At 41.6% G+C, this 24861-nt stretch carries 25 protein-coding genes; 24 read left to right on the forward strand and 1 reads right to left on the reverse strand.

Going from position 1 to position 24861, the window contains the following annotated elements; genetic code table 11:
- The first annotated feature begins 23 nt into the window (after positions 1-23).
- The 10 genes from H9647_RS10480 (at position 24) to H9647_RS10525 (ending at position 11313) form a co-directional block, all read left to right on the forward strand.
- Complete coding sequence (locus H9647_RS10480; RefSeq protein ID WP_191799712.1) at positions 24-743, forward strand: N-acetylmannosamine-6-phosphate 2-epimerase; 720 nt, start codon at positions 24-26, stop codon at positions 741-743.
- The gene (locus H9647_RS10485; RefSeq protein ID WP_191799713.1) at positions 743-1633 is read left to right on the forward strand and encodes an ROK family protein; all 891 of its coding nucleotides are present in this window, start codon (positions 743-745) and stop codon (positions 1631-1633) included. Before H9647_RS10480 ends, H9647_RS10485 begins: the two co-directional genes overlap by 1 nt.
- Before the next feature lie 205 nt (positions 1634-1838).
- Positions 1839-3596 carry an ABC transporter ATP-binding protein gene (locus tag H9647_RS10490; protein ID WP_191799714.1) on the forward strand — a complete coding sequence of 586 codons (1758 nt, stop codon included), beginning with the start codon at positions 1839-1841 and terminating at the stop codon, positions 3594-3596.
- Positions 3593-5362, forward strand: a complete 1770-nt coding sequence (locus H9647_RS10495; protein ID WP_191799715.1) for an ABC transporter ATP-binding protein — start codon at positions 3593-3595, stop codon at positions 5360-5362. Before H9647_RS10490 ends, H9647_RS10495 begins: the two co-directional genes overlap by 4 nt.
- A 198-nt stretch (positions 5363-5560) precedes the next feature.
- Positions 5561-6160 (forward strand): hypothetical protein, encoded by a 600-nt coding sequence (locus H9647_RS10500; protein WP_191799716.1) that lies wholly within the window; start codon positions 5561-5563, stop codon positions 6158-6160.
- 81 nt (positions 6161-6241) lie between these two features.
- The gene (locus H9647_RS10505) at positions 6242-6733 is read left to right on the forward strand and encodes a hypothetical protein (RefSeq protein ID WP_191799717.1); all 492 of its coding nucleotides are present in this window, start codon (positions 6242-6244) and stop codon (positions 6731-6733) included.
- Positions 6734-6818: 85 nt separating this feature from the next.
- The gene (locus tag H9647_RS10510; RefSeq protein WP_191799718.1) at positions 6819-7343 is read left to right on the forward strand and encodes a ferritin-like domain-containing protein; all 525 of its coding nucleotides are present in this window, start codon (positions 6819-6821) and stop codon (positions 7341-7343) included.
- Between the two features lie 224 nt (positions 7344-7567).
- The gene (locus H9647_RS10515) at positions 7568-9025 is read left to right on the forward strand and encodes a spore germination protein (RefSeq protein WP_191799719.1); all 1458 of its coding nucleotides are present in this window, start codon (positions 7568-7570) and stop codon (positions 9023-9025) included.
- A 15-nt stretch (positions 9026-9040) separates the two neighbouring features.
- Positions 9041-10165: a GerAB/ArcD/ProY family transporter gene (locus H9647_RS10520; RefSeq protein ID WP_191799720.1), complete on the forward strand. Its 1125-nt coding sequence runs from the start codon at positions 9041-9043 to the stop codon at positions 10163-10165.
- Positions 10165-11313, forward strand: coding sequence for a Ger(x)C family spore germination protein (locus H9647_RS10525; RefSeq protein ID WP_191799721.1), 1149 nt, complete (start codon positions 10165-10167; stop codon positions 11311-11313). The genes H9647_RS10520 and H9647_RS10525 overlap by 1 nt, the downstream gene beginning before the upstream one ends.
- Positions 11314-11364: 51 nt before the next feature.
- On the opposite strand, the gene H9647_RS10530 is transcribed toward H9647_RS10525, so the two are convergent.
- Positions 11365-12198 (reverse strand): MurR/RpiR family transcriptional regulator, encoded by an 834-nt coding sequence (locus tag H9647_RS10530; protein ID WP_191799722.1) that lies wholly within the window; start codon positions 12196-12198, stop codon positions 11365-11367.
- Between the two features lie 185 nt (positions 12199-12383).
- On the opposite strand from H9647_RS10530, the gene H9647_RS10535 reads away from it, so the two are divergent.
- The 14 genes from H9647_RS10535 (at position 12384) to H9647_RS10600 (ending at position 24860) form a co-directional block, all read left to right on the forward strand.
- A complete protein-coding gene (locus H9647_RS10535; protein WP_191799723.1) occupies positions 12384-13268 on the forward strand; it encodes a cell division protein FtsQ in 885 nt (294 codons plus the stop codon).
- Positions 13261-15051 carry an ABC transporter ATP-binding protein gene (locus H9647_RS10540; RefSeq protein ID WP_191799724.1) on the forward strand — a complete coding sequence of 597 codons (1791 nt, stop codon included), beginning with the start codon at positions 13261-13263 and terminating at the stop codon, positions 15049-15051. Before H9647_RS10535 ends, H9647_RS10540 begins: the two co-directional genes overlap by 8 nt.
- Positions 15012-15845 carry an energy-coupling factor transporter transmembrane component T family protein gene (locus H9647_RS10545; RefSeq protein ID WP_191799725.1) on the forward strand — a complete coding sequence of 278 codons (834 nt, stop codon included), beginning with the start codon at positions 15012-15014 and terminating at the stop codon, positions 15843-15845. Before H9647_RS10540 ends, H9647_RS10545 begins: the two co-directional genes overlap by 40 nt.
- Before the next feature lie 35 nt (positions 15846-15880).
- Positions 15881-16675 carry a PHP-associated domain-containing protein gene (locus tag H9647_RS10550; RefSeq protein WP_191799726.1) on the forward strand — a complete coding sequence of 265 codons (795 nt, stop codon included), beginning with the start codon at positions 15881-15883 and terminating at the stop codon, positions 16673-16675.
- 570 nt (positions 16676-17245) lie between these two features.
- On the forward strand, positions 17246-17491 hold the full coding sequence (locus H9647_RS10555) for a hypothetical protein (protein ID WP_191799727.1): 246 nt from the start codon (positions 17246-17248) through the stop codon (positions 17489-17491).
- 172 nt (positions 17492-17663) lie between these two features.
- On the forward strand, positions 17664-18233 hold the full coding sequence (locus H9647_RS10560; RefSeq protein ID WP_191799728.1) for a biotin transporter BioY: 570 nt from the start codon (positions 17664-17666) through the stop codon (positions 18231-18233).
- Between the two features lie 16 nt (positions 18234-18249).
- Positions 18250-19737: an AMP-binding protein gene (locus H9647_RS10565; protein ID WP_225229211.1), complete on the forward strand. Its 1488-nt coding sequence runs from the start codon at positions 18250-18252 to the stop codon at positions 19735-19737.
- Positions 19734-20885, forward strand: a complete 1152-nt coding sequence (locus H9647_RS10570) for a thiolase family protein (protein WP_191799730.1) — start codon at positions 19734-19736, stop codon at positions 20883-20885. The genes H9647_RS10565 and H9647_RS10570 overlap by 4 nt, the downstream gene beginning before the upstream one ends.
- Positions 20882-21262 (forward strand): FAS1-like dehydratase domain-containing protein, encoded by a 381-nt coding sequence (locus H9647_RS10575; protein WP_191799731.1) that lies wholly within the window; start codon positions 20882-20884, stop codon positions 21260-21262. The genes H9647_RS10570 and H9647_RS10575 overlap by 4 nt, the downstream gene beginning before the upstream one ends.
- The gene (locus H9647_RS10580; RefSeq protein ID WP_191799732.1) at positions 21259-21600 is read left to right on the forward strand and encodes a MaoC family dehydratase; all 342 of its coding nucleotides are present in this window, start codon (positions 21259-21261) and stop codon (positions 21598-21600) included. The genes H9647_RS10575 and H9647_RS10580 overlap by 4 nt, the downstream gene beginning before the upstream one ends.
- Positions 21600-22421, forward strand: coding sequence for an SDR family NAD(P)-dependent oxidoreductase (locus H9647_RS10585; protein WP_191799733.1), 822 nt, complete (start codon positions 21600-21602; stop codon positions 22419-22421). Before H9647_RS10580 ends, H9647_RS10585 begins: the two co-directional genes overlap by 1 nt.
- A complete protein-coding gene (locus H9647_RS10590) occupies positions 22422-23222 on the forward strand; it encodes an energy-coupling factor transporter ATPase (protein WP_191799734.1) in 801 nt (266 codons plus the stop codon).
- Positions 23207-24067, forward strand: a complete 861-nt coding sequence (locus H9647_RS10595) for an ATP-binding cassette domain-containing protein (protein ID WP_191799735.1) — start codon at positions 23207-23209, stop codon at positions 24065-24067. The genes H9647_RS10590 and H9647_RS10595 overlap by 16 nt, the downstream gene beginning before the upstream one ends.
- A complete protein-coding gene (locus tag H9647_RS10600) occupies positions 24057-24860 on the forward strand; it encodes an energy-coupling factor transporter transmembrane component T family protein (RefSeq protein WP_191799736.1) in 804 nt (267 codons plus the stop codon). Before H9647_RS10595 ends, H9647_RS10600 begins: the two co-directional genes overlap by 11 nt.
- Position 24861: the final 1 nt, after the last annotated feature.

Here is a 24861-nt window from a genome sequence, read left to right on the forward strand (position 1 = left end):
CTTCATCACGGAGGAGAGCGAATATGTCCATTAATAATAATGTACTCCAAAACGTTAAAGGGAAGTTGATTGTGTCATGCCAAGCACTTCCGGAGGAACCGCTTCACAGTTCGTATATTATGGGAAGGATGGCATATGCCGCATATCTCGGCGGAGCAGCAGGGATTCGTGCAAACAGTGTAGAGGATATCGAAGAAATTAAGAAACACGTCAGGCTACCGATCATTGGAATTATTAAAAAAGTGTACACCGGTTTCGATGTATTTATTACTCCTACACGAAAAGAAGTGGACGCATTAGTAAGGGCAGGTGTGGATATCATAGCCATCGATGCCACTAACCGAGTAAGACCGGACGGCACAACCATTACTCAGAGTTTTCCGGAACTTAGGAACGCTTATCCGGATCAGCTTTTTATGGCGGATTGTTCTACTTACGAAGAAGGGGTTCAGGCAGAGAAACTTGGATTTGATTGTGTAGGAACAACACTTAGCGGATATACAGATGCAACCAAAGGAAGGCAGCTTCCTGATTATGAAATGGCTGAAATGTTGGTAAGAGAACTTACCATTCCGGTGATTGCAGAGGGAGGGATTTCTACTCCTGAAGAACTTTGCCGTTTATTTGATCTCGGTATTCATACAGCCGTCGTAGGTTCTGCTATAACGAGACCCTATGAGATCACCAAGCGATTTGTACACTCCATTGGGCAAAGTTATTCCCCTCTTGCAGGCAGCCAGTAATGAACATACTGGCATGTGATATCGGAGGTACTACAATTAAGCTAGGGCTATGTAACTCTCTAGGCGAAATAATAGAGTATAAGGAATATGCAACGGAAGCTTTTAAGGGCGGCATGTATATCATCGAACAGGTTATGGATTATATGTCGGATTACGATGGATATGAAGCGATTGGGATTAGTACTGCTGGGCAAGTTAGTCCCTTGGATGGATCCATCTTGTACGCTAACCCGAATATTCCGAATTATACCGGTGTACGGTTAAAAGACATCCTTGAAGATCGATTTGATAAACCAGTGAAGGTTGAAAATGATGTGAATGCAGCAGCTTTAGGGGAAGCTTGGATAGGAGCAGGACGTTCATTTGCAGATTTTATATGTCTTACGTTCGGTACGGGTATCGGGGGAGCAATCGTAATGCAGGGTGAGATCTATAAGGGGATGAATGGAACGGCTGGTGAGTTTGGACACATGGTTATGTATCCTATTACGGATACAGATGCGAAGTGGGATAGCATGTATGAAAAGTTTGCTTCGACTAAAGTACTGGTCCAAAAAGCACAAGCTATCGATCCTAAAATCATAAATGGAAAAATGTTATTTTCTAGAATAGATGAGGGGGAAGAGGAACTTCTCTCTTTATTGGGAAAGTGGGAACAGGAAGTATCAAGAGGAGTAGCAACGCTCATTCATATTTTTAATCCGCCTGCTGTTATTGTGGGTGGAGGCATTATGGAGCAGTCATGGCTCGTTGAACGGATAGGGATAAGTACACGAGAGATACTTTTAGATAGTTTCCAACATACGCCGATCCTCCCTGCGGAATTGGGAAATAAAGCAGCTCTGATTGGAGCAGCATCTCTGTATCATAGGTATTCTGAGTCCGAGTAATTGATTTCATTAGAAAGCATCCTTATTAGGCTTTGGCCTTTAAAGGGTGCTTTTTTGTATCGTTACTATATCTAGGCGGATATTTATAATTATTTTTTACCTAGGAAAAAAAGAAGACATACAGTAAACTGGTAAAGATTTACTTTTATCTTTTTTCATTTCAATTCGTTTTTTATACATTTACATATATATGGGGGTGGGCAATATGCCCAAAGCAAAGACCAAAGAAAAGCAAATATCAATGACTTGGTTGTTTCAGTATTTAAGGCCAGTAAAAGGTCGATTAGCGATCTTGCTGATTATGTTATTAGTTTCAACGGGACTGCAGCTCATTAGTCCGCAAATCATTAAACGATTTATTGATACGGCAGCAGCTGGAGGTGTACTGACTACACTTATACAGCTGGCAGGTCTATTTCTGATCGTGGCTGTTCTAAATCAGGTCATAACCGTAGCAGTAAGTTACCTAGGTAACGATGTCTCTTGGCGTGCGACCAACCGACTTCGGGGTGACTTACTGAAGCACTGTTTAAGGCTTGATATGCGGTTTCACAACATGAAAACACCTGGTGAGATGATCGAACGTGTGGATGGAGATGTGACGAGTATTTCGAACTTTTTCTCCATGTTTATCGTTCAGGTCATTGGGAGCTTTGTTCTGCTCGCGGGAATTCTCGGGTTCATGTTTACCGTGAATTTACCTATTGCTATCGTTATGACGGTATTTACCCTCGTTTCGATCTTGTTTATGGTATTCATTCGTGATTTAGGTGTTGCTCCGTCCAAGGATGAGCGTGAAGCAAGTGCTTCCTTATTCGGACTCATTGAAGAACGGATTGCCGGTATTGAAGATGTGCAAGCGAACGGCAACGTGCCTTATGTGATGAACCGATTTCATCAATTAATGCGGGCCGTATTCCTGAAAGGGAGAAAAGCCTGGATGATTCGAGTCATCCCATGGAATACGACGGTGATCTTGTTTGCCTTAGCGGTTACCGCTGTGCTGCTACTTGGCGTACATTACTATTTAATAGGTCAAATAAGCCTGGGTACGCTTTTTCTAATCTACCAGTATACCCAAATGTTAAATGACCCGATTGAGATGCTGGGAGATCAAGTCCAAGAATTCCAAAAAGCAAAGTCTGGCATGCTTCGTTCAAGAGAATTACTCTTTCATCAAAGTAGCATTGTGGACGGGGAGCAGGAGCAACTTCCAAAAGGAGCTCTTGGTCTAGAGTTTGATAAGGTGAGCTTTAGTTATAACCAAGATAAACCTGTGCTCAGAAACATTAACTTTACTGTTAAACCGGGAGAAAGGCTTGGCATCATCGGGCGAACAGGCAGTGGAAAGTCTAGTCTCAGCCGTATTTTGCTTCGTTTATACAATATAGACAGCGGAGTGATTCGTGTAGGAGGGATAGATATTACTTCACTGAAGCTTCCGGCACTCTATCGCAGAGTTGGCATGGTTACACAAGATGTCCAGCTGTTCGATGGCTCACTGCGTGACAATCTAACATTATTTGATGCGAGTGTGTCTGATGATTCTATTCTGAAAACGACCGAGCAGCTTGGTCTTCGCAAATGGATTGATGCACAGCCGAGTGGGCTGGATACACATTTGACGGCGGGAGGATCCTCCCTATCCGCAGGTGAGGCGCAACTGTTTGCTTTAACGCGTGTCTTTTTAACGAAACCGAGTCTAGTCATTCTCGATGAGCCTTCATCTCGGCTGGATGCAGCCACAGAAACAATGCTGCAAATCGCAGTAGATCAATTAATGGAAGAGTGCACCGGCATTATTATTGCGCACAGACTGGCTACATTAGAGAAGGCAGATAAAATTCTAGTGCTAAGCGATGGCGAAATTATAGAGTTTGGAGTACGGGAAGAACTTGCACTGCGTCCGAATTCGCATTATGCAAGACTGCTGGCGACAGGCACTGAGGAGGAACTAGCATGACGGTAGCTGGATTTATAGGAAGATTATTTCGGTATAATCCCTTTTTATTTTTAATTAATGGAGTGTTATGGTGTGTATTTCACTCTTTACCCCTCGCTATCGGAATTGGCATGCAGTGGTTCTTTGATCGGGCAACCGCTGCAAGTTCAAATGACTATATGTGGCTTGCGGTTCCGCTGATCTTTATTGCGGTAGTAAGGTTCATCAGAGTAGGTACTTTCTTTACAGCATTCTATCAATGGATAACCTATATCTTTCATATTCAAGCGATTCTTCGTACGAATATGCTCTCAGGCATAATGCGCTGGCCTGGTCGGAATTTACCCGCATCACCAGGAGAAGCGATGAGTCGTTTTCGAGATGATGTGGATGAAGTTGTAGAGTATGTAGAGTCATGGGTGGATTTCTGGGGGAAGCTTGTTTTTTTTATCGTATCGATCAGCATTATGGCGAGTATCAACTGGAAGATCATGCTGGTGGCAGTCTTACCTCTGCTTCTCGTTACTTTCCTTAATAATTTGTCAGGGAATCGTGCCCGCAGATATGGACAGAAAAACAAAGAGGCAACTGGGCGCATTACCAGTTTTATTGCGGAAACCTTTGGTGCTGTTCAAGCACTGAAGTTAGGTCAGGCCGAGAATCATGTTCATGATCGCTTTACGAAATTGAATGAAGATCGCCGTCAAGCGGCGCTGAAAGATAATCTGTTTAAGCAATGGATGAGATCACTGAATCAACATGTTATCAGCATTTGTACGGGACTCATTCTTCTTATGTGTGCTTCTGAAATGCAGGCGGGCCGATTTACGGTTGGAAATTTTGCTTTATTCACCACGTATCTAGCTAATATCGGGTACAGTGTTTCGCTATTCGGGTACATGGTTTTTCAACATAAGCGTCTTAAAATATCGTTTGACCGAATGCGTACTTTGTTTCGTCCTGGTGAAGAAGATCGAATTATTGAATCACGAAAAATCTATTTGAATGAGGAACCTCCTGAGCTACCTATCATTCATAGAGAGCCGAATGAACAGCTGAGAGTCCTCGAGGTAAACCGTTTAACCTACCATTATCCGAATTCAGATAAAGGAATTTCAGATATTAATTTTCGTCTTGAACGAGGGAAGTTTATTGTCATTACAGGCCGAATTGGTGCTGGTAAATCTACGCTTGTTCGCACGCTGCTTGGACTTCTTCCGAAGCAAGGGGGCACGGTCAGCTGGAATGGTGAGGAAGTCGATCCTGCCACTTTCTTAATGCCTCCACGAGCCGCATATACACCGCAGGTTCCTCGCCTATTCAGTGATACTCTAAAAGAGAATATTGTCCAAGGAAAGAGATCGAATGTAGATGAGTCTTTAAATAAAGCCATTCGTCTTGCTGTTATGGAGAAAGATATTACCCATTTAGATCAAGGGCTCGAGACTTTTGTGGGACCGCGAGGGGTCATGTTATCTGGCGGGCAAATTCAGCGAGCAGCAACAGCACGTATGATCATGACGGGAGCGGATTTGTTCATATTTGATGATCTATCGAGCGCACTGGATGTAGAGACAGAGCAGCTAGTATGGGATGGATTATTTAAAGAGAAGAATGTAACCTGCATTGCCGTATCTCACCGTAAAGCAGCACTTACTAAAGCGGACCATATTATTGTAATGAAGGATGGGCGAATTGAAGCAGAAGGCAGTCTAAATAAGCTGCTTGAAGAAAATGAAGAAATGCAGCTATTATGGCAGGGAGAACAGGTGCCAGCCAGAGTTTAAATAGGCATATTAACGGGTAAATTTACTACACCTCTTTGTTCATTGGAGAGGTGTTTTTCATTAATTAATGGGGATATACTTCATTTTGTTATCTCCTATGTTCTATGGTAGTATGATAGCGAAAATGAGAAAAGAGATTTATATAAATTAAGAAATAATATAAGGTCAACTTTTTCAGACAACAACAGGGGGAACAGCATGAAGAAGAAAAAGAAAATGACAGGTATGATTAGCGGACTGCTATTATTTGTTGCCGTTATATTTGCTATGTACATATTCATAACAGGGACGCCAAGTGAACAGAAGCTTAATGAAGATGGGGAAGTTACCATTCATTATCTAAGTAGATATATTGACGCTGTGCCTGAAGATTTCAAGACAGCAACGAATGAGGAAATGGCTGAAAAGATGTTTGGCAGTCCTGATTTTTACAATAAAATGAGCGAACAAGATACATTAAAGCTAGATGCAACATTCTCGCCAAATGGAGAATTATATAAAGCGGAAGGGGAAGGGGTTTTAACGATATTTGGTAAGGAATACCCTTTTACGGTATCCAGTTCAGAGCTTGATATAGAAGTATTGCAATCAGGCGATCATCTAATCTGGGGCAATATTAGTGGAGGTTTCGTAGATGAAGGCGGAATAAAAAGAGAGATGATTCTAAGTTTAAGTACCGTCATCGAAACAGAAGAGGTATTTTACTATGCCACGCTCGGAGGAGTTGTAATTTCATTTGGTGATTTCGGATTCGAAACGAAAGAAATCAGGGATATTCTTTTGAAGAATCCGATCTGAGTCATTCGCAAGTATGTAAATAGAAAGGATTACAGGATGATTCTCATACCAAGAAACGGCCATGATGGGCGTTATAAGAAAATGAAACAACGATTAAAAGAGGCGAGCTTGGAAGAACATTATCAGCATCAAGGTATTCTTGATGTATTCAATTATTGCCTTTCTGAGGAAGAAGCTAAGGAAATCATCATCCCCTATGAGTATCATTTGAAACATGAGAACAAGTTTATTTCCTTTCTCAAGGATATGTTTGCTAAATATACGTGTACCGTCTATTTTAACAATCCTATAAAAAAATTAAACAAGGAAGAAAAGAAGAGGCTAGGTGATGTAGACTTCTCAATCTATAAAAAACTGCTCAAGAAACAGCCTGGGTGTGTAATCGTCGAGAACATAGAGGAACTTATTCTGCTAGTGAAGCTGTCCGTATTAGAAATAAGTTTTGTTGATTATATCTTTGGTCAAGGGGAAGTGGTTGTCCAAGGGAATTTTGATCTCAGTTTTCCTATATATTCTCAACAAGATGTTGTTACAAAAATGGTTGTTAACAATCGTCTTTTTATTAGAACCTAAACCTGGGTATACGCAGGACATGGTACCGAAGCGCCCACTCACGAATATATTGGAGTGAAAACCAAACGATACCGGAGGGGAACCCATGTATTACAATACGTATTATCCAGTGAGATATTGTTCAGTAACTCCAACTTCTTATTATCCGTACGGGCAGATGCGTCAGGAAACGACTACTTACAAATCACTGGAAGAAGCGCTGACTCTCATAAAAAATGCGGTTAGCGGCGAGCGTGAGGATGAACTATTTTACGATTACTTAATTTCAGAAGCACCGTCCCAGGAAGAAAAAGAGATCATTGAGAGCATTCGTAATGATGAGCGTAAGCATAATCAAATGTTCCGTAGGATCTATCAAGATCTGACAGGACAAACCATTACTTCTCCGACTGATGTCGAGTTTGAAAAACCAAGTTCTTATATAGAAGGAATTAAGAAAGCTCTATTCGGAGAACTCTCGGCAGTGGAACGTTATCGGAATATCAGAGCAGGGCTCCCTAGCCAGTATTATCGAGATATGGTTTATGAAATTATCACAGACGAACAAAAACATGCAGATAAATATAATTATCTCCTGAATTTGTATCTTAGTAAAATGATGAAAAAGTAAATCAAAAACATATATTTAAATTGATCCGTGGAAAACTCCGCGGATTTTTTGCATTTAATAAGGAACCGTATCTCTTCAAACAGAACGATATGAAGGAACTTAATCCATCATGGAATGTCATTATTTATGGATAAAGCGAAGATAATAGGGACATATTATGTATGCTCCATAGTGGAGAATATTAGCTATGGTGTAAATTGATGAGGGAAAAGGATAAAGCCATTATGTCAGATTATAGTAAGCAGATCGAAAAACAACTGAAAACATTATTGAATGAAAGTGAAGGATTGATTACAAAGCCAGTTGGTGAGAAAATCGCTATTTGTTTTATGTCTGGTATGGTGGACTGTGAGCAAATCAATCAGAATGTAATTGGGAAAATTATAGAGAAAAATCAATATGAAAACATTGAATCTCTTTCAGATCAGATTGCCATCGGTGAATGTAAATTGTTTGATCAAATGTCCAGTGCAATTCAGAAACTGCTAAGCGGGAGTGCTCTTGTTTTTATGGAGGGAAGCAAGGAAGGAATTATCGTTAGTGTAGCTAATATTCCTACTCGTTCACCTTCTAATGCAGAGAATGAAACCACCATTTATGGACCGATGCAGGCATTCACCGAGTCTATGGGGAAAAATATAGCACTTCTTCGCTCCTATATTACAAGTCCGAAGTTGATTCAAGAGGAAATTCAGTTAAATATGGATACAAATACGGTAGGAACCATGCTTTACATGCAATCTCCTGATGTCATTCCGTTTATTGAGATTATTCGAAAACGTATTGAACGACGAAAAGTAAAGGGGGTTTTTGGAAGCCCACTCTTATTGAAACTTTTAACAGACAATAAATATTCACTGTTTCCTGAAATGACGTTAACAGAACGCCCAGATCTTACCTCGCGAGCCTTATTAAAGGGTAAGGTTGTTGTCTTAATGGAGGGAAATTCCCAAGTCATTATTGGTCCAACTACATTTTTTGATTTTTTCTACTCGGTTGAAGATCGGTACAATACTTGGGGAATCGGAACATTCACTCGACTATTAAGAGCGGTCGCGTTTCTGTTTTCGATTTTTCTAACACCGATGTATGTAGCCGCCTTAACGTATCACTATGAAGTTATTCCTGTACCTCTGTTAGAACCTCTTATAAGTACAAGAATTCGTGTTCCGTTTCCACCGCTTTTAGAAGCTTTGGTTATGGAAACGTCAATTGAATTATTAAGAGAAGCAGGAGCGCGTCTGCCGACAAAAGTTGGACAAACCATGGGTATTGTGGGTGGTATCGTTATTGGTCAAGCTGCTGTACAAGCAGGATTTACAAGCAATACACTCGTCATGCTCGTTGCACTTGCCGCGCTTGGCTCTTTTACGACACCAAACTATATGATGGGATCTACCATTCGTTTTGTACGATTCCCTATGCTGATAGCTGCCGGGGCTTTAGGGCTAGTAGGCATTGCTTTCTTTGCCATCTTCTTGTTAATTCATTTACTTCGAATGACAAGTTATGGGAAACCTTACCTTTATCCTCTATATCCACCGGATACCAAAGGGATGCTCAATGCCACATTGATTACAAATTCTGCGGAGTTTGCCTATCGAACGGATTTAACTAAAAGGAACGATTCTTCCTGGAGATCCAAATTTATGAAAAAGTTAAAATCTGACAATGATGATTGATCGCGAGGTAGAGCTATGAAGATTAATGTCTATCCACCTAAAAATATGATGCTCCATGCATACCTTCTCTTTTTTATAATAATCAATACCCAGGTGGGGGTAGGGATATTTACTTTTCAGCGAGTTGTATATGAAGCTTCCATGCGAGATGCATGGATTTCCGTTATTGTTGCTGGGCTCGTTACCCATTTGATCATGTGGCTCATTGTTCGCACCTTGCAAAAATATAAATCGGCTGATCTGTTCGGTATTCATTATGACCTGTATGGCAAATGGATTGGTATGGTATTTAATTTGCTTTATATCGTGTACTATTTTCTCGTTACTTTTGCGGTTATGAGAAACTATTCTTCTGTAGTTCAGGCTTGGATATTTCCTGATATACCAACTTGGGTGCTAATCCTCTTAATTAGCTGCTTAGCATTTTATGCAGCCATGGGAGGAATAAGAGTCATTGTTGGCATATGTTTGTTTAGTTTTATTGTTACGCTGCTGACCGTTTTGTTGTTTCATTCTTCGATACAGCATGCGATTTGGACACAACTCCTTCCTGTGCTTGATTCAAGTTCTTGGGACATTATGAACGGTGCAGTGAGAATGGGATTTAGTCTGGCAGGATTTGAGATTATTTCCGTGATTTATCCGTTTATTCTGAATAAGAACCGAGTCATGTTACATTCACAACTCGCTGTTTTATTCAGTAACGTTCTATACCTTTTTATTATGGTTATATCGATCGGGTACTTTGCTCCAGATCAATTATTACGGTCTCTCTGGCCGTCCCTGAATATGCTCAAAATCGTCGAGTATCCTTACCTGGAACGGCTGGAGTTTATCGTTATATCCGCATGGATGTTAGTCATTCTTTCCGGAATCCTGTTAAATACATGGCTGATTACAAGAGGTTGTAAGAGAATGTGGAAGTTAAACCCAAAACCCGTTTTAATCGCCGTGTTTTTTATCATTCTATTGATGTCGTTTGTATTCCATAAGCGTCTTGAAGTGAAAGATTTTATGATTCGACTTGAAGTAAGCAGCATCTTTTTTTCTTTTATTTACCCAGCATTGCTTTGTTGCATCGTGTTTATTGTATTTGCATGGCGTAAAAAGAAACAGCGAAAAGGAGGAGAACATACATAATGAAGCACCTGCGGATCCTGTTATTCCTACTCGTTATGTTTCTTCTTAGCGGCTGTCCTAAAGCAAATATACTAGAGCAGCAATCCCTTACCCTTGCTATTGGCTATGACGCAAAAGAAAATCATTCTTTTCAAGTAACGGCGACTCTATTAGAGTCGGAGGAGCATGCGGAAGATACCAGTCATATAGTCACGGTAGAAGCGGAGACAAGTAAATCTGCGCGGAGGAAACTCAATGAGAAGCTGCCGAATGAAATTGCCACAGGACAAACAAGGGTCGTTTTATTAAACAAAGCGATCTTTGATCTGAAAATGTTGAATGAGATTTATGTTTTAAGTCGGGATCCGTTTTTTGGAGATATGATTAAGATTGCGATCGTAGACGGTTCTACAGAAGATTTGTTAACACACCCGTATGAGAAATATAAGAATGTCGGGATGTCACTTAACAGTTTGCTTGACCATAATACGAAATTTAACTGGGTACCTGAGTTAACGCTTCACGATTTCACATATTTCAGGGACACGAATACATTAGATCTCGCAATCCCAACATTAAAGAGAGAAGGGGAGGAAATTGTAATCAACTCGCTCTCTTTGTTACATGGCGGGGACATCGTAGGAGAAGCATCCCCAAAAGAAGGTTTTTTTCTAAAAGCACTAAAAGGGAAAAGAACACCCTTTCTTTATGAAGCTATCATTAAGAAAAAAGATATGAAAAAAAGCGGAATGGATCAGTATTTCCTGACAGAATTCAATGATGAAAATACAGACGAAGTAAAAGTAGTGTTTAGTATTATTAAAAATAAAGGAAAAGTCAAATTAATAGACGAGGAATCGAGAACATTTGAGGCCTCTATAGATATGGATATTAACATTGAGGATATATCTCAAGTGTATGATTTTAAACAGAATAAAGCCATTATTGCTTTGGAGAAACAATTAGACATAGAAGTAACTAAAGATCTGCAATCGTTTCTCGATAAGATTCGGAAAGTAAATTCCGATATTATTGGTTTTGGTGAGCTTTACCGAAGTCATGCGAAGGACGGCAAGTTTGTCGACGAGCAGTGGGAAGATATTTTCCCAGATACAAAGATTCATGGGAAAGCACAAATTGATACAATTCGTACTGGAATAATTGAGTAAGGACCACATGAAAAGGATGATTCCTTTATCGGAATGGTCCTTTTTTGTGTGTTATTGCCGAGGAAGTTTAGAAGCATAAGTAACTCTCATCTGCTGAAGATGAGTTAGTTTATCTACATGATGTTCCGGCAGGCTCATCCCAATATGTAAAATCAAATTTTCAATTACATACATAGGAGCGATCATCGAATGAAATTCCCAAACTTCGCCTCGCCCTGCATAAAGGACAAGATCGGCATGATCTAACCTAGGATAGATGAAACGATCTGTGATTAGGATGATACGGTAACGAGCCTCTTGCGCATGATCCATAATAACTTCAATTTCGGGCAGAAGGTGAACAAATCCAAATACGAGAATGACATCCTTCTCACTTGCATGCATAAGGGTCTCTAACAATTCGTGACCGCTTGGCGCCATTATTTGAATGCCTATTCCAAAACGACGTAACCGAAAAGCAAGCAATTGTGCCAGCGAAATACAAGGCCCCGGGCTATATACATACACTTCTCTTGCTTGCTGAATCATGTCAGATGCGTCCTTTAACAGCTGAGGAGAAAGCCTCTTACTTGTCTCTTTTAAATGGTGCAAGCTGCTATTTAACAGCGTCTCCGGCAGGGAAAGTTCCTTCACTAGATTCATCGTTTCTTGAAGTTTCATCGCGGGTGATGTTTCCAGTCGAAATCGAAGTCTTGCTTTGAATTGTTTGGCATTTAGAAATCCAACTGCTTTCCAAAACCGCGACACCGAAGCGATACTTATTCCAAGTTCATCTGCTATTTCTTGTTCAGTCAAATAGAGCACACGCTGTTCATTACGCTGAATAAATTCCGCAAGCAGTCTTTGATTTCTTGAAAATGTTTTCTTATTCCAATTCTCATACATGTTCATCTCACCTCGCAAAATATTCTATTTCTCTACCTTACAGGTGAAATGTCATGTAAATATTTTTACATCATTAAAAATAATGAAAAAAAGTTAACACAGCATTGATAAAACTACCAAGTTGCGTTAATGCCTCCTTCCTATAATGAAATTATATTATGAGATGTTAAGGGAGGATTTTATTAATGAGTACGTTGTCTACACGCTATACACTGACACAATCTCAAAAAATGATGATTTTTGTACTGTCGATGTCCTTGTATGGCTTGTCTAACATGTTCACCGAGCTCATACCCAGCATCCAGCTGGGACCGATTGAATTGTCTGTTGAGTATTTTACATTTATTCCACTCACCCTTTGTATGCTGTTTCATCCTCTTTATGCCGCGGTAGGTGCGTCTGTTGGAGAAATCATCTTCGGTGAGCTGATGCTGGGTCAATTCGGAGGAATTGGCGAAGTAGAAAAATTCATTACTTTCTCCCTTGCGATGTATACAGCTGGCCGAATGGTGTCTGATCCGACGAATAAACGGCAGATTGGGATCGCTGCAATGACAGGAGTCGCTATTCATCAATTGCTGAGTTCTATCGTCGATGTGGTTAAAGTATGGGTTGGGGTAGAGGAACTTGAAGCGGTTCAAGGGCTAGCTGAAAGTATTGTAATCATTGAAGGTGTTGGATTTCTTAACGATGTTTTATTCTCTGGTATTTTGTTTGCACTGCTGCCGACACTGTACTTAGTTCCACGTCTATATGGCAAAATCGAACCGCTTCTAGGGATGAGACCGCGCCATAAAAATACGAAGTATGAAATGTCCAATTGGATGTCTCCTAAATTTGTCATTATAGGCGTAGTACTTGCACTCACTGCAGTTGGTGCTGAGATTATGTCCGAAACGGAATGGAGTTTTGGGGAATGGGAGCTTCCTTTTGCAGAATCTTCGGAAAGTACACTTATCTGGATTAGCATTGCAGTAGCAGCTGTAATCGCTATCGGCACAATCCTTATCCTTCGTAGTAAGGCAAAGGCTGGAAAATCTTCGAACAGGACGGGGACAAAAAATGCATGAGCCACTTATTGAATTATCACACGTTTCTTTTACATACCCTGGGTCTGATCAGCCTGTCTTGAGTGATGTATCGTTAACGCTGCATCGCGGAGATTTTACTGCGATTATCGGAAGTAACGGTTCGGGAAAGTCTACTCTTTGTAAATTGTTTAATGGTCTGATTCCTCATTATTATACGGGAGATTACTTTGGAGAGTCCGTCATATGCGGGCAATCGTCTGAGACCAGCAGTGTTGCGGAACTATCGAGAAAGGTAGGATATGTATACCAAGATTTCGAGAATCAACTGGTTCGTCCGACCGTACTTGATGATGTCGTTTTTACCCCGCTCAACTACGGTTATGCTGACTATCAAGCTCGTGGTCAAAAAGCACTGATGATGATGGGGCTGTCTAATGTAAAAGATGAATTCATTTGGTCACTCAGCGGCGGACAAAAACATCTGCTCGCACTTGCGGGAGCGCTTGCTATGGATCCGGACATTTTAGTGATTGATGAGCCGATATCACAGCTTGATCCGCAGCACGCGAGGCATATCTATGATATTTTAAAACGCTTAAACGAAGATTACGGAAAAACCATTGTTGTCATCGAACATCATGCCGAATTTATCGCTGACTATTGTAAGGAAGTTGTTCTCATGGATCAAGGAAAGGTCGCATGGAAACGTCCAACTCGGGAAGCTTTATCCTCGGTAGAAACGTTACTTGGGCTTGGGATCTATCCGCCGCAAGTGACCCAAGCAGCATGGCTGGATTTGAAGAATCGCGAATCATTACCACAAGGCGGGACTTTACTTCCAGTTCATATCACAGAAGGAGAAAAGTGGTTTCAATCGCGCCAAGTAACCTTGACTCATGGAAACATAGAAAAGCCACCAGTGGTCACAGAGCCCAGTATTCAAAAAAAAGTAGTTGTGGCAGAAGATGTTCGTTTATCATATCGCACCATTCATAAGAAGATGCACCCTGTACTGGATGGAGTGAATGTAACTTTGCACTCTGGTGAAGCCGTGGCGATTATCGGCAATAACGGTGCAGGGAAATCATCCTTACTTAAACTGATCGCAGGAATCGTAAAACCTACGGGCGGATACTTGAATGTGAATGGATTTTCGCTAAAAGGGATGAGCCCCGAGCGAATGGCAGGACATGTATCCTATGTATATCAGAACCCGGAAGAGATGTTTATTGAGGACTCTGTTGAAAAAGAAGTCGGTTATTATGTTCATGCCCACCGTTTACCGGATGCGGAAGAACGTATTCAGAGCGTACTCGAAAGCTTCCGCCTTACTGGACTTAAGGACCGTGACGCAAGACTGCTCAGCGGGGGGCAGCAGCGGCGTGTAGCTTTAGCGATTGGAGCCGCTATACAGCCATCCATTATGCTCCTAGATGAACCAACAGCAAATTTGGATATTGCAACAAAGCAGGAGATGCTCAGTGTACTCTCTACTTTGAAATCACATGTTGAGACGGTCGCTATCGCAACTCATGATATGCAGCTTGTGGCGGAGTGGGCAAGCCGGATCATTGTGATGCATCAAGGGGTTGTCATTGCGGACGGTAGGAAGGAACAGATCTTTGAAGATGAGAGACTTCTTGAACGAGCGGGTCTGCTTCCTACGCAGCTCATGGAACTTAGCCGGTGTCTCGGATTGCCGAAAATTTGTTACTCGCTGGATGAATTCATTTCGTTTTACACACCTAGAGAACTATCTCAACCGGAAGGAGAGGGTACCGCGTGGAAATCGTCAAAAAGACACTTGACCGCATCTCTGTAGAACGAATCAAGCTGGAATTACTCGGTACGGCTTATGGTAATTCCACCACATTTATCGGGCGGCTTGATCCGCGTACGCTTTTATCTTGGTATTTGTTTTTTGCCATCGTTCCCTGGTTTATTCATAACCGGACGATTCTAATCGGCATGTTCGTACTTATGGTAGGTATGACGGTGTTATCCCGCGTTAGTTCCATTCTTATATTCATATTATGTTTAGGACTGGCCGGTCAAGTAGGGTGGATGTTCTTATTCTCGATGCTGTTTGGAGGCGATCTAACTTCCCTCTTACCTCTTCTTACGTTAACGCTGAAGTTATCGGTGATTTCACTTGCCAGTATCGCTGTATTTTCAAGTATGGACCCGGAAAAATTAAGTGATGGCCTGTCCGCTCTCGGTGTACCGGATACATTCTCATTTAGTTTGTCATACGGGTACCGCATTCTACCTACTCTATTAGAAGAATTTCATCAAATTCTGTTGTCTTTCCGTCTAAGAGGAAGGTCTCCCGATCGGCCTGGTTTTCTCTACATTCGGGTCATCATTTATTATCTGCGCCTGACGGTGCTTTGTTTCTATCCGCTGATGTTAAATACGGCCAAACGTTCCAGAACCACGGTTGAAGCACTTGAAACACGAGGGTTCACCTATGGGCTTAATAACCGTCAGGTGAAAAAGATGAGATTATCCTATCTTAAACTCGGCATGCTAGATTTGTATTTTATTGCATTTTCTATTCTTTATATCATCTGGTTGTTCTGGTTCGGTCTGAAATTCCCATCCATTTTGTATTAATTGATATCAACATACTTAGAAGGAGATGAAGTTACATGTTAATCGATTTACACACCCACGGAAAACTATCCAAACAATCCGATTTCTCACTGGATTATTTTCACGAAATGATGCAAGAAGCAAAATTGAACGGGGTAGATGCGGTAGCATTAACCGAACATTTTAATACAAAAAACTATGAAGCGATATATGAAGGACTTGATTCCGCCTTCCCTTATAATGGTCACTACTATGAAGCCCATGGGGTTCGGGTATTCCCAGGAATCGAAGTCGATATAAGAGAAACAGGACATATTCTGCTGATAGGGAAAAAGGAAGAGATCTTGGCCATTCGAGCGGAGCTCGAACCTTATACCTCGAAAGAAAACTTCATTCCATTTGCCCAGCTGTTAAAGCTTGCTGATACGTACCATCTATTAAAAATTGGAGGACATCCCTTCCGGGATTCAACTCCGCTGCATCAATTAAATAGAGAACTGCTCATTCAATTAGATGCACTGGATCTTAATGCAAAAGATTTATATAAACAAGGAGTAGAAGTGAATCGTCAGAAATTAGAACCGTTTGCTGAGGAGCTTGGTCTTCCCATTGTCGCAGGGAGCGATACTCATCAGTGTCTGCAATATGGAAGCGTTGTGAATCGTTTCAATGAACCCATTCATACGGTGGAAGATCTGAAGCAAGCAATTAAAAGCCGCAGATATGAGATTGAAATCTCCGCAGCACTTGATATAAAAGTCAAAGCATCTGTGATGCTGAAGAAAGTACTTAAACAACTAAAAGGTGAACCGCCTTCTCGCGAAGAACTGGAGGAAGTATACACCAGCTAAATATGGTGAGTAAAAAATGGCAGACTTACTAGAGTAAGTTAGCTGTCTACCAACATGCCTAATCGAATTTGATTAGGCAGACTGCAGATCAACTAGCTTAACGAGTTGATCTGCAGTCTTTTTTATTTTTATATGTAGTAAAATACTTATGTAACTATGAACACAATATAAACGTTTATTAACTGAAATGAATGAAAGAGACACTAGCAAGAGATACTAGGGCACAATTTTGGTGTCACTAAGGACAACCCGCAAGGTTATCGAGGGGAGGAAATTTATTAATGATGCTGCTATCACATGTGGAATGGAGATTCACTCGAGAAGAGAGGGAGAGGAGTATAATGAAATTCTGAGGACCGTGATGATTCAAAGCGTATGTTTTCTGGTATTTGTCAGTTAAATTAAGTTAGGAAGAGGATGTGTTGATGTGGCGTTTAGTACATTGGTTATATTATTCATGTTCATCGTACTTATTCTTGCAGTTCCGTTTGTACGATTGGTTAGAAAAAAGTTAGCTCCTACATTTTTGCAGGTTTCACATTACGAACAAAGTACATATATTCCATCCTTGTGATCATCGTATTTCTTTACCAAATCAGTTTTCTACTTGTTTTTTTAACAGATCAATTATATAAGTTGACAGATCCATGGGCAGATCTATATTGGGGCAGCGTCGGAATACTGGGAATTCTTTCTGGGATCGCAGGCGTTACTATGTCTTCGAAATTTGTTGTGCTCTGTTCCATCGTTCAAATGGTCTTAGGCTTGTTACTGCTCATGTTATTTGTAATATCTGCTGTCATAACTTCAATGTAAATAGGAAAATAGATACCTTTATCGAAACCACAAGAGATTGTGGTTTTTTTCTATTGTAAACCTGTAATTATAATTTTAAGTTTACAATAATAAAATCTGAGGATATAATTCTATCATTAGATGTCGACGCTAATAGAATCATCGTTTTACTTTACTTATTGGAGGTATTCACTTGAAGACAAAAGAAATGGTATTTGCCGCATTATTTGCAGCGTTCATAGGAGTATTAGGATTGATTCCACCCATTCCTTTAGGATTTATTCCTGTTCCAATCACTGCTCAAACTCTTGGTGTCATGCTGGCAGGATGTTTTTTAGGAAGGAAAACGGCTGGACTTAGTTTAATTTTATTTATCGTATTAGTTTCATTAGGTTTACCATTATTATCCGGCGGCCGCGGAGGTCTATCTGCTATAATCGGACCGGGGGCAGGATACATACTAAGCTGGCCCATTGCCGCATTCTGTATAGGGTTTATGACGGAAAAGGTATGGGGTAAGCTAAAAACATGGAAATTATTTATGATTAATTTTGTTTTTGGTGTCTTGCTTGTTAGTTTAATTGGTGCACCCGTTATGGCGCTCGTAACGAATACATCAATTTGGGCTGGCCTTATAGGAGCTCTGGCATTCATACCAGGAGATTGTATCAAAGCACTCATTGCAGCGATCGTTGCAGTTCAATTAAAAACCATCAGTCCCATTGAAGATAAAGTCCATCGATCCTTAAATACGGAAATTTAAGTCATAAATAGGTGTGATGAAATTGAATATAGTAAAGCCCATATTGCGACATGCAGCGGTTCAGCCAGATAAAATTGCTTTATCTCATAATGGATCTAGTCTTTCTTACTCTGAATTAGTAACCAGGATCAAAAAAATCGCCCATGGTTTCAAACAGAAGGGTCTCCATCATGATAAGATTGCCATTTTATCTACGAATCGCACCCAGTTTGTGGAAGTTTTTCTTGCAGCCATCTTTGCAGGCTGCGTGCCTATACCTCTAGATCCAAAATGGAGTCAGGCAGAGGTTAATGCCATTTTACAGCGATGTGATCCTCGTATAATTTTTACGGAGAGTGCATATGCGAACAAACTGATTAGGTGCGATAACGAGATTCAGCTGCTTACCATTGCTTCCGAAGAAGAGGGCTCGTATTACGATTGGATCGAATCTTTCGAGCCAACAGCCGAAGTGGATGAAACGAACGAATTATTATTTATCGGTTTCACATCAGGTACAACAGGAGTGCCCAAGGGGTATATGCGTAGTCATTTGTCTTGGATGAAAAGCTTTGAAGCAACGAATGAAGCCTTCGAGTTTCACAACATGGAACATATTATGGCACCAGGTCCCTTCGTTCACTCTTTGTCGTTATTTGCTTTATTACAGAGTCTCGTAAGTGGGGCGACATTTCATATCGTAGACCATTTTGATCCTAAGAAGGTACTGGAACTATGCGAACGTAATCCTGACATGATTTTATTTGTTGTTCCTACGATGATTGAATCGATGATGAAGGAAGCTACTCCAGGCAGGGCACATATGCAAGCCCTGATCAGTTCGGGAGGCAAATGGTCCGAAGCATCCAAGCAAAGGGCCAAGGAGATCTTTGGCGGAGCAAAGCTTTACGAATTTTATGGTTCTTCTGAAGCGAGCTATATCAGTTATATTGATGTATATGCAGAAAATAAACCGAATTCGGTTGGGAAATCATTTCAAGGCGTAGAAATCTCGATTCGCGATGAACATTTTAAAGAGGTGCCTGAGGGACAGATCGGACAGCTATATATTCGAAGTGACATGATGTTTTCAGGCTATTATGGGTTACCTAACGAAACGGCAAAAGTCTTCCGTGAAGGATGGCTTATGCTTGGAGACTATGTATCGAAGGATGAGGATGGATATTTGCATTTGGCCGGTCGTGCTAAAAATATGATCGTATCGGGAGGCCTGAATGTTTTTGCTGAGGAAGTCGAGTCCGTTATGCAGCTTATTCCGGCGATCAAAGAAGTAATGGTACTTGGGCTGCCGGATGACTATTGGGGAGAACAAGTGACAGCACTTGTACAATGGAGTGGAGAAGAAAACCTATCCATAGAAGAAATAAAAAATCATTGCCGCAGGTACTTAGCCAGTTACAAAGCCCCAAAACAACTCATTACAGTGGATCAATTCATCTATACTAGCAGCGGAAAGGTCGCTCGCCATGCGATGAAAGAATACATGAAAGAAGTGATGATATGAGAGAGGCTGTCATTGTCATGGCAAAACGTACACCGATTGGTAAAATGGGCGGGATTTTTAGTGAGCTGGAACCGGAGTCCTTATTAGCACCGCTTATTGAGCATATCGTCTCTGCGACAAACTTGCAGAGGGACCTCATTGATGACGTTATTATTGGCAATGTGGTAGGACCAGGAGGTAATATTGCACGAGTAGCTGCACTCGAAGCGGGGCTTCCTGTCACGGTACCTGGTGTCACCATTGATCGGCAGTGCGGTTCCGGTTTAGAGGCGATTAATATTGCAGCGAGGCTCGTTCAGAGTGGTGCGGGTGAGGTGTATTTAGCAGGCGGGGTCGAAAGTACAAGCCGTGCTCCATGGAAAATGACCAAGCCGCAAACCTTAATGGGCGTACCGCAGCTATATACGCGGGCCTCTTTCACTCCAAGTGCATACGGCGACCCAGATATGGGCGTTGCTGCGGAGAATGTAGCTGAAAAGTATGAGATATCCAGAGAAGAACAAGATGAGTATGCTTTGAAGAGCCATCAAAAAGCAATACATTCACAGCAATGGGGCAGATTTGATGAGGAGATTGTTCCTATTCAGTCGAATGGAGAATGGGTGGATACGGACGAATGTCCAAGAGCCAATACGAGTTTTGCGAAATTGCAGAAATTACCGCCTATCTTTCGGGATCAAGGTACGGTTACTGCTGGTAACTCATGTCCAATCAATGATGGTGCTGCACTGGTTCTTATCATGTCCCGTGATAAATGTACTGAGCTCAAATTACAGCCTATCTTACGTTTTGTGGATGCGCAGGCGGCAGGGGTAGATCCACATTACTTAGGGATCGGGCCCGTTCCTGCTGTCCAAAAATTGTTAAGCCGTCAGCAGCTGACAGTGGAGGATATAGATCTCGTTGAATTCAATGAAGCCTTTGCTTCACAAGTATTGGCCTCATTAAAAGAGCTTCAGATTCCAGAGGACAAGGTCAATCGTGGTGGTGGTGCGCTGGCGATCGGTCATCCTTACGGTGCATCCGGCGCTATTTTAATGACGCGATTATGTGCTGAAATGCTGCGAGAACCTTACAAACGCGGGCTTGCTACACTTGGTATTGGCGGAGGAATTGGTCTTGCCACCTTAGTGGAGGCGGTGGAATGAATAAGCTTCAGAAGCGGATTTATGTATCTGCGAAGTCGATAACTCAGTATGCCAAAAGCATCGAATTCCCCATGCCAACATCAAGTGGTGAGTTGATTGCCCCAGCCACAATGCCGATTATTTTTTGGAGTGAATTTGATATTCCGTGGCTTCCTATGAACGAACCTCTAATTCATGGATCACAGCAATTTAGCTACGAGGCTCCACTTACGGCGGGTATGACTCTGGATTGTGAATTATCGTTACAAAAAGTAGAAAAAAAAGCTGGGCGTCATGGGAATTTGACCTTGTATACTCATAGCCTCGTGTGTACCAGTAGGAACAAACTCATCGTTACAGCAGAAACGGTATTAATCTCCGTAGGTGATGGAATATGAAAAAGCGAATTACAGCCGACCATATTCAGCAGTATGCTGCTGCCTCTAAAGATCGAGCTGCCATTCATTTGAATGCGGAAGCTGCAGCCAGGGCTGGGTATAAACGACCTATTGTACACGGAATGTACATCATGGGTATTGCACAGTCCTTGTATTTAGCGGAACATCCAGCTCAGTGGATCAAAACCTGCAACATGAAATTTATCAATCCACTATTAACAGATGCGGTAGCAAGTTTTCATTTTGAAGTTTGCGTAGATCAAATTGACATAACTGTTACAGCAGAAACTGGCGAAGTCATTGCGAAGGGCACTTTTTCAGTGGAAGAGAGGTTCTAATGGGTAAAACAGCTTTAATTACCGGATCTAGCAGGGGCATTGGAAGAAGTGTTGCTCTTCAGCTTGGATTAAGCGGTTATCAGGTCGTTATCAATGGTACCAAGCAAAGTCTCATAGATGAAGTGGTAAGAGAAGTTCAGAGCTCAGGAGGCGTGGCTACAGGATACTGTGCTAACGTCGCTGACCCATTAGCAGTTACTGCGATGGTAGACCATGTTGCAGAAAAGTATGGCAGGATAGATGTATTGATTCACTCTGCTGGTAACTTACATGACCAAAAGTGTATACGCATGACGGATCATGAGTGGAACTCGGTTATCGATGTTCATTTACATGGTGCTTTCTATTGCACTCAGCGAGTATTGCCTTATATGACTCCATATGGAGGCGATATTCTGTTCATGACATCGACTGCCGGGTTATCTGGTTCTGTAGGACAGTTGAATTATAGTGCAGCAAAAGCCGGAATGCTCGGCATGGTGTGGACTTTAGCTGCAGAGCTTGCGCGCTATCAGATTCGTGTAAATGGTATTTCGCCTGCCGCATTAACGGATATGACTAGACCTGTAATTGAGCATATAAAGGAAAAGTGCGCTAGGCGCAAAGATTCATTTCCTGATTTCTGGAAAATCGGTGAACCGGATGATGTCGCGAAATTCGTAGCCGCATTGCTGGCACAGCCTGATCAGGATATAACTGGTGAGATATTTGGAGTAAATGGTTCAACGGTGACTCGATGGCAAAAACCTGCGCCTGCCTTTTCTGAAGAAGGAATAGACAGATTTTTCGCAACTTGGTATCGGCAGAAGGGAACGAAATAGATGCTTATCTTTGATCATGTACATTTTTATTATCAACAAGAACATCCGATCTTGGATGATTTGAGCTTTACAATTGAGCCTGGTGAATTCGTCGCGATGGTTGGAGCCAATGGCTGTGGAAAATCTACGGTAGCTAAGCTCATGGATGGACTGCTCTTGCCGAAGCAGGGACATGTGACCTTCGGCAATCTGAAGACTTCAAATCCGGAGGATCTTGTAAGTATTCATGAGCAAATCGGGATTGTCTTTCAAAACCCGGAGGATCAGTTTATCACCACAACGGTACTGGATGAAATCCTATTTGGACTTCAGAATATTCGGGTGCCTAGAGAAGAAATGGATCAGCGTGTGGAGGAAGCTTTACATATGGTTCATATGGAGGACTATAAAGAGGCGATGCCGCACCTCCTGTCTGGAGGACAAAAACAGCGCGTTGCCATTGCAGCTATATTAGCGATGCGTCCACAAATCATCATTTTTGACGAAGCAACATCCATGCTTGATCCGGAGGGAAGAGAGCAAGTGATGAAGATCATGAAGGAGCTGCACCGTCAGGGCATGACGATTATTCATATCACCCATCATATGGATGAGGTACTATTTGCCAAGCGGTTGCTGCTTTTACATGAAGGCCGAATTAAATTTGATGGGGAACCAGCGACTTTTTTCGAAACTGTTAATGTAACCGATTATCAGTTGGATAAGCCTTTTTCTGTCCGCCTACATCAAAATCTTCATTTAAATACACCACTTACAGCAGATTGGAAGGAGATGATCCGTTCGGAATGGAATGCGAACTAATAGATGTAGCTGTGGACTATGACGGACGGATGGCTCTAAGACAGATCAGCTGCACTTTGCATGAAGGAAAATGGATCTCTGTCATCGGACCAACGGGTGCGGGCAAATCTACCTTTGTCAAAGTATTAAAGGGGCTCATTCCGAAGGTTCAGGGACAGTACCGGATTGATAAAGAGGGGGTTCCAACCGATTCCAAAGGAAGAATGAAAGTCATACCTGAAATCGGCTTTGTTTTTCAGTATCCGGAACATCAAATTTTTGAAACGTCAGTTTATAAAGAACTTGCTTTTGCACCAAAGATACAGGGATATTCGTCGCAGCAGATTGAGGAGGCTATAGAAAATATACTTCCACAAGTCGGACTCTCTAAAGACGTATTGAACTATGCACCTTTTCAATTAAGTGGAGGTCAGAAACGGCGGCTTGCTATTGCTTCTGTATTGCTTATGAACCCAAAACTGCTTATTTTAGATGAACCAACCGCAGGACTTGATCCTTTGAGCCGAGTAGCTCTACTCAAGATGCTGAAGGAATGGCAGCAGAAGAATAACTGCACGATTATTTTTGTATCCCATCGTATGGATGATGTTGCCGAATATTCGGATGAAGTCATGATATTTAAGGCGGGACTGCTCATCGGTCATGAAGATGCAGATACTTTATTTTTGAGAAAAACAGAATTACTAAGACAAGCAGGGTTATCTTTACCAGAACATATAGAGTTCCTGCAGTTCATCGAACAATGGTACGGGCAGCCAATCGAAGTGAAAAGCTGTAAGGAACGAGATGTTTTTGATAGAATATTGCCCATTTGGCATGCAAGGAGTATTACAAATGGCGAATAGCTTATTACTAGGCGAATATAGGGAACGAGAATCAATGCTTCATCAGCTGGATCCTCGAACGAAGATACTTAGCGTATTTATTATTATGCTTAGCTTTTTGATGCTGAAAACGTTCGTTAGTTATGCAGCAGCTACCCTTTTTGTTATAGGGGTTTACCGATTATCCAATATCCCGTTTCGTATCGTGCTGAGAAGTTTAAAACCTGTTTTACTTATATTAGCGTTCACTTTTTTCTTTCATACGCTGACAACGGAAGGCAGGGTTCTTTGGTCTTATTCCTTTATACATGTAACCGTAGAGGGTTTGCAAAATGGTATGCGGTTTGTGATGCGAATTGTATTGCTGATTTTACTCGCTTCGATCTTGACGTTAACTACCAAACCTTTAACATTAGCTCAAGGGCTTGAAAGGCTTCTCGGACCGTTATCCAGACTAAACATGCCCATCGAACAATTTTCGCTCATGATTGTCATCGCAATCCGTTTTATTCCCACGATCATGCAAGAACTTGAACGGATTCTTCTAGCCCAAAAAGCAAGAGGATATGACATTTCGTCTCTACCTTGGACAAAACGTATTTTTTCGTACATTCCCATTCTTATTCCCTTGCTATTCACAACGGTAAAACGTGCGGAACAACTAACGTATGCGATTGATGCTAGGGCGTATGGGAATGGCAAGGGAAGAACCGTCTATAGACAACTTGAAATGAAGCGGCTCGATTATATAGCCTTGGTTATCGCACTTTTATTTACGTTTGTTGTGTTGCTATTAAGGATGGGGGGGATCTGAA

Origin of the sequence: Paenibacillus gallinarum (assembly GCF_014836635.1) — a bacterium.
In the GTDB taxonomy this organism is placed as follows: Bacteria; Bacillota; Bacilli; order Paenibacillales; family Paenibacillaceae; genus Paenibacillus; species Paenibacillus gallinarum.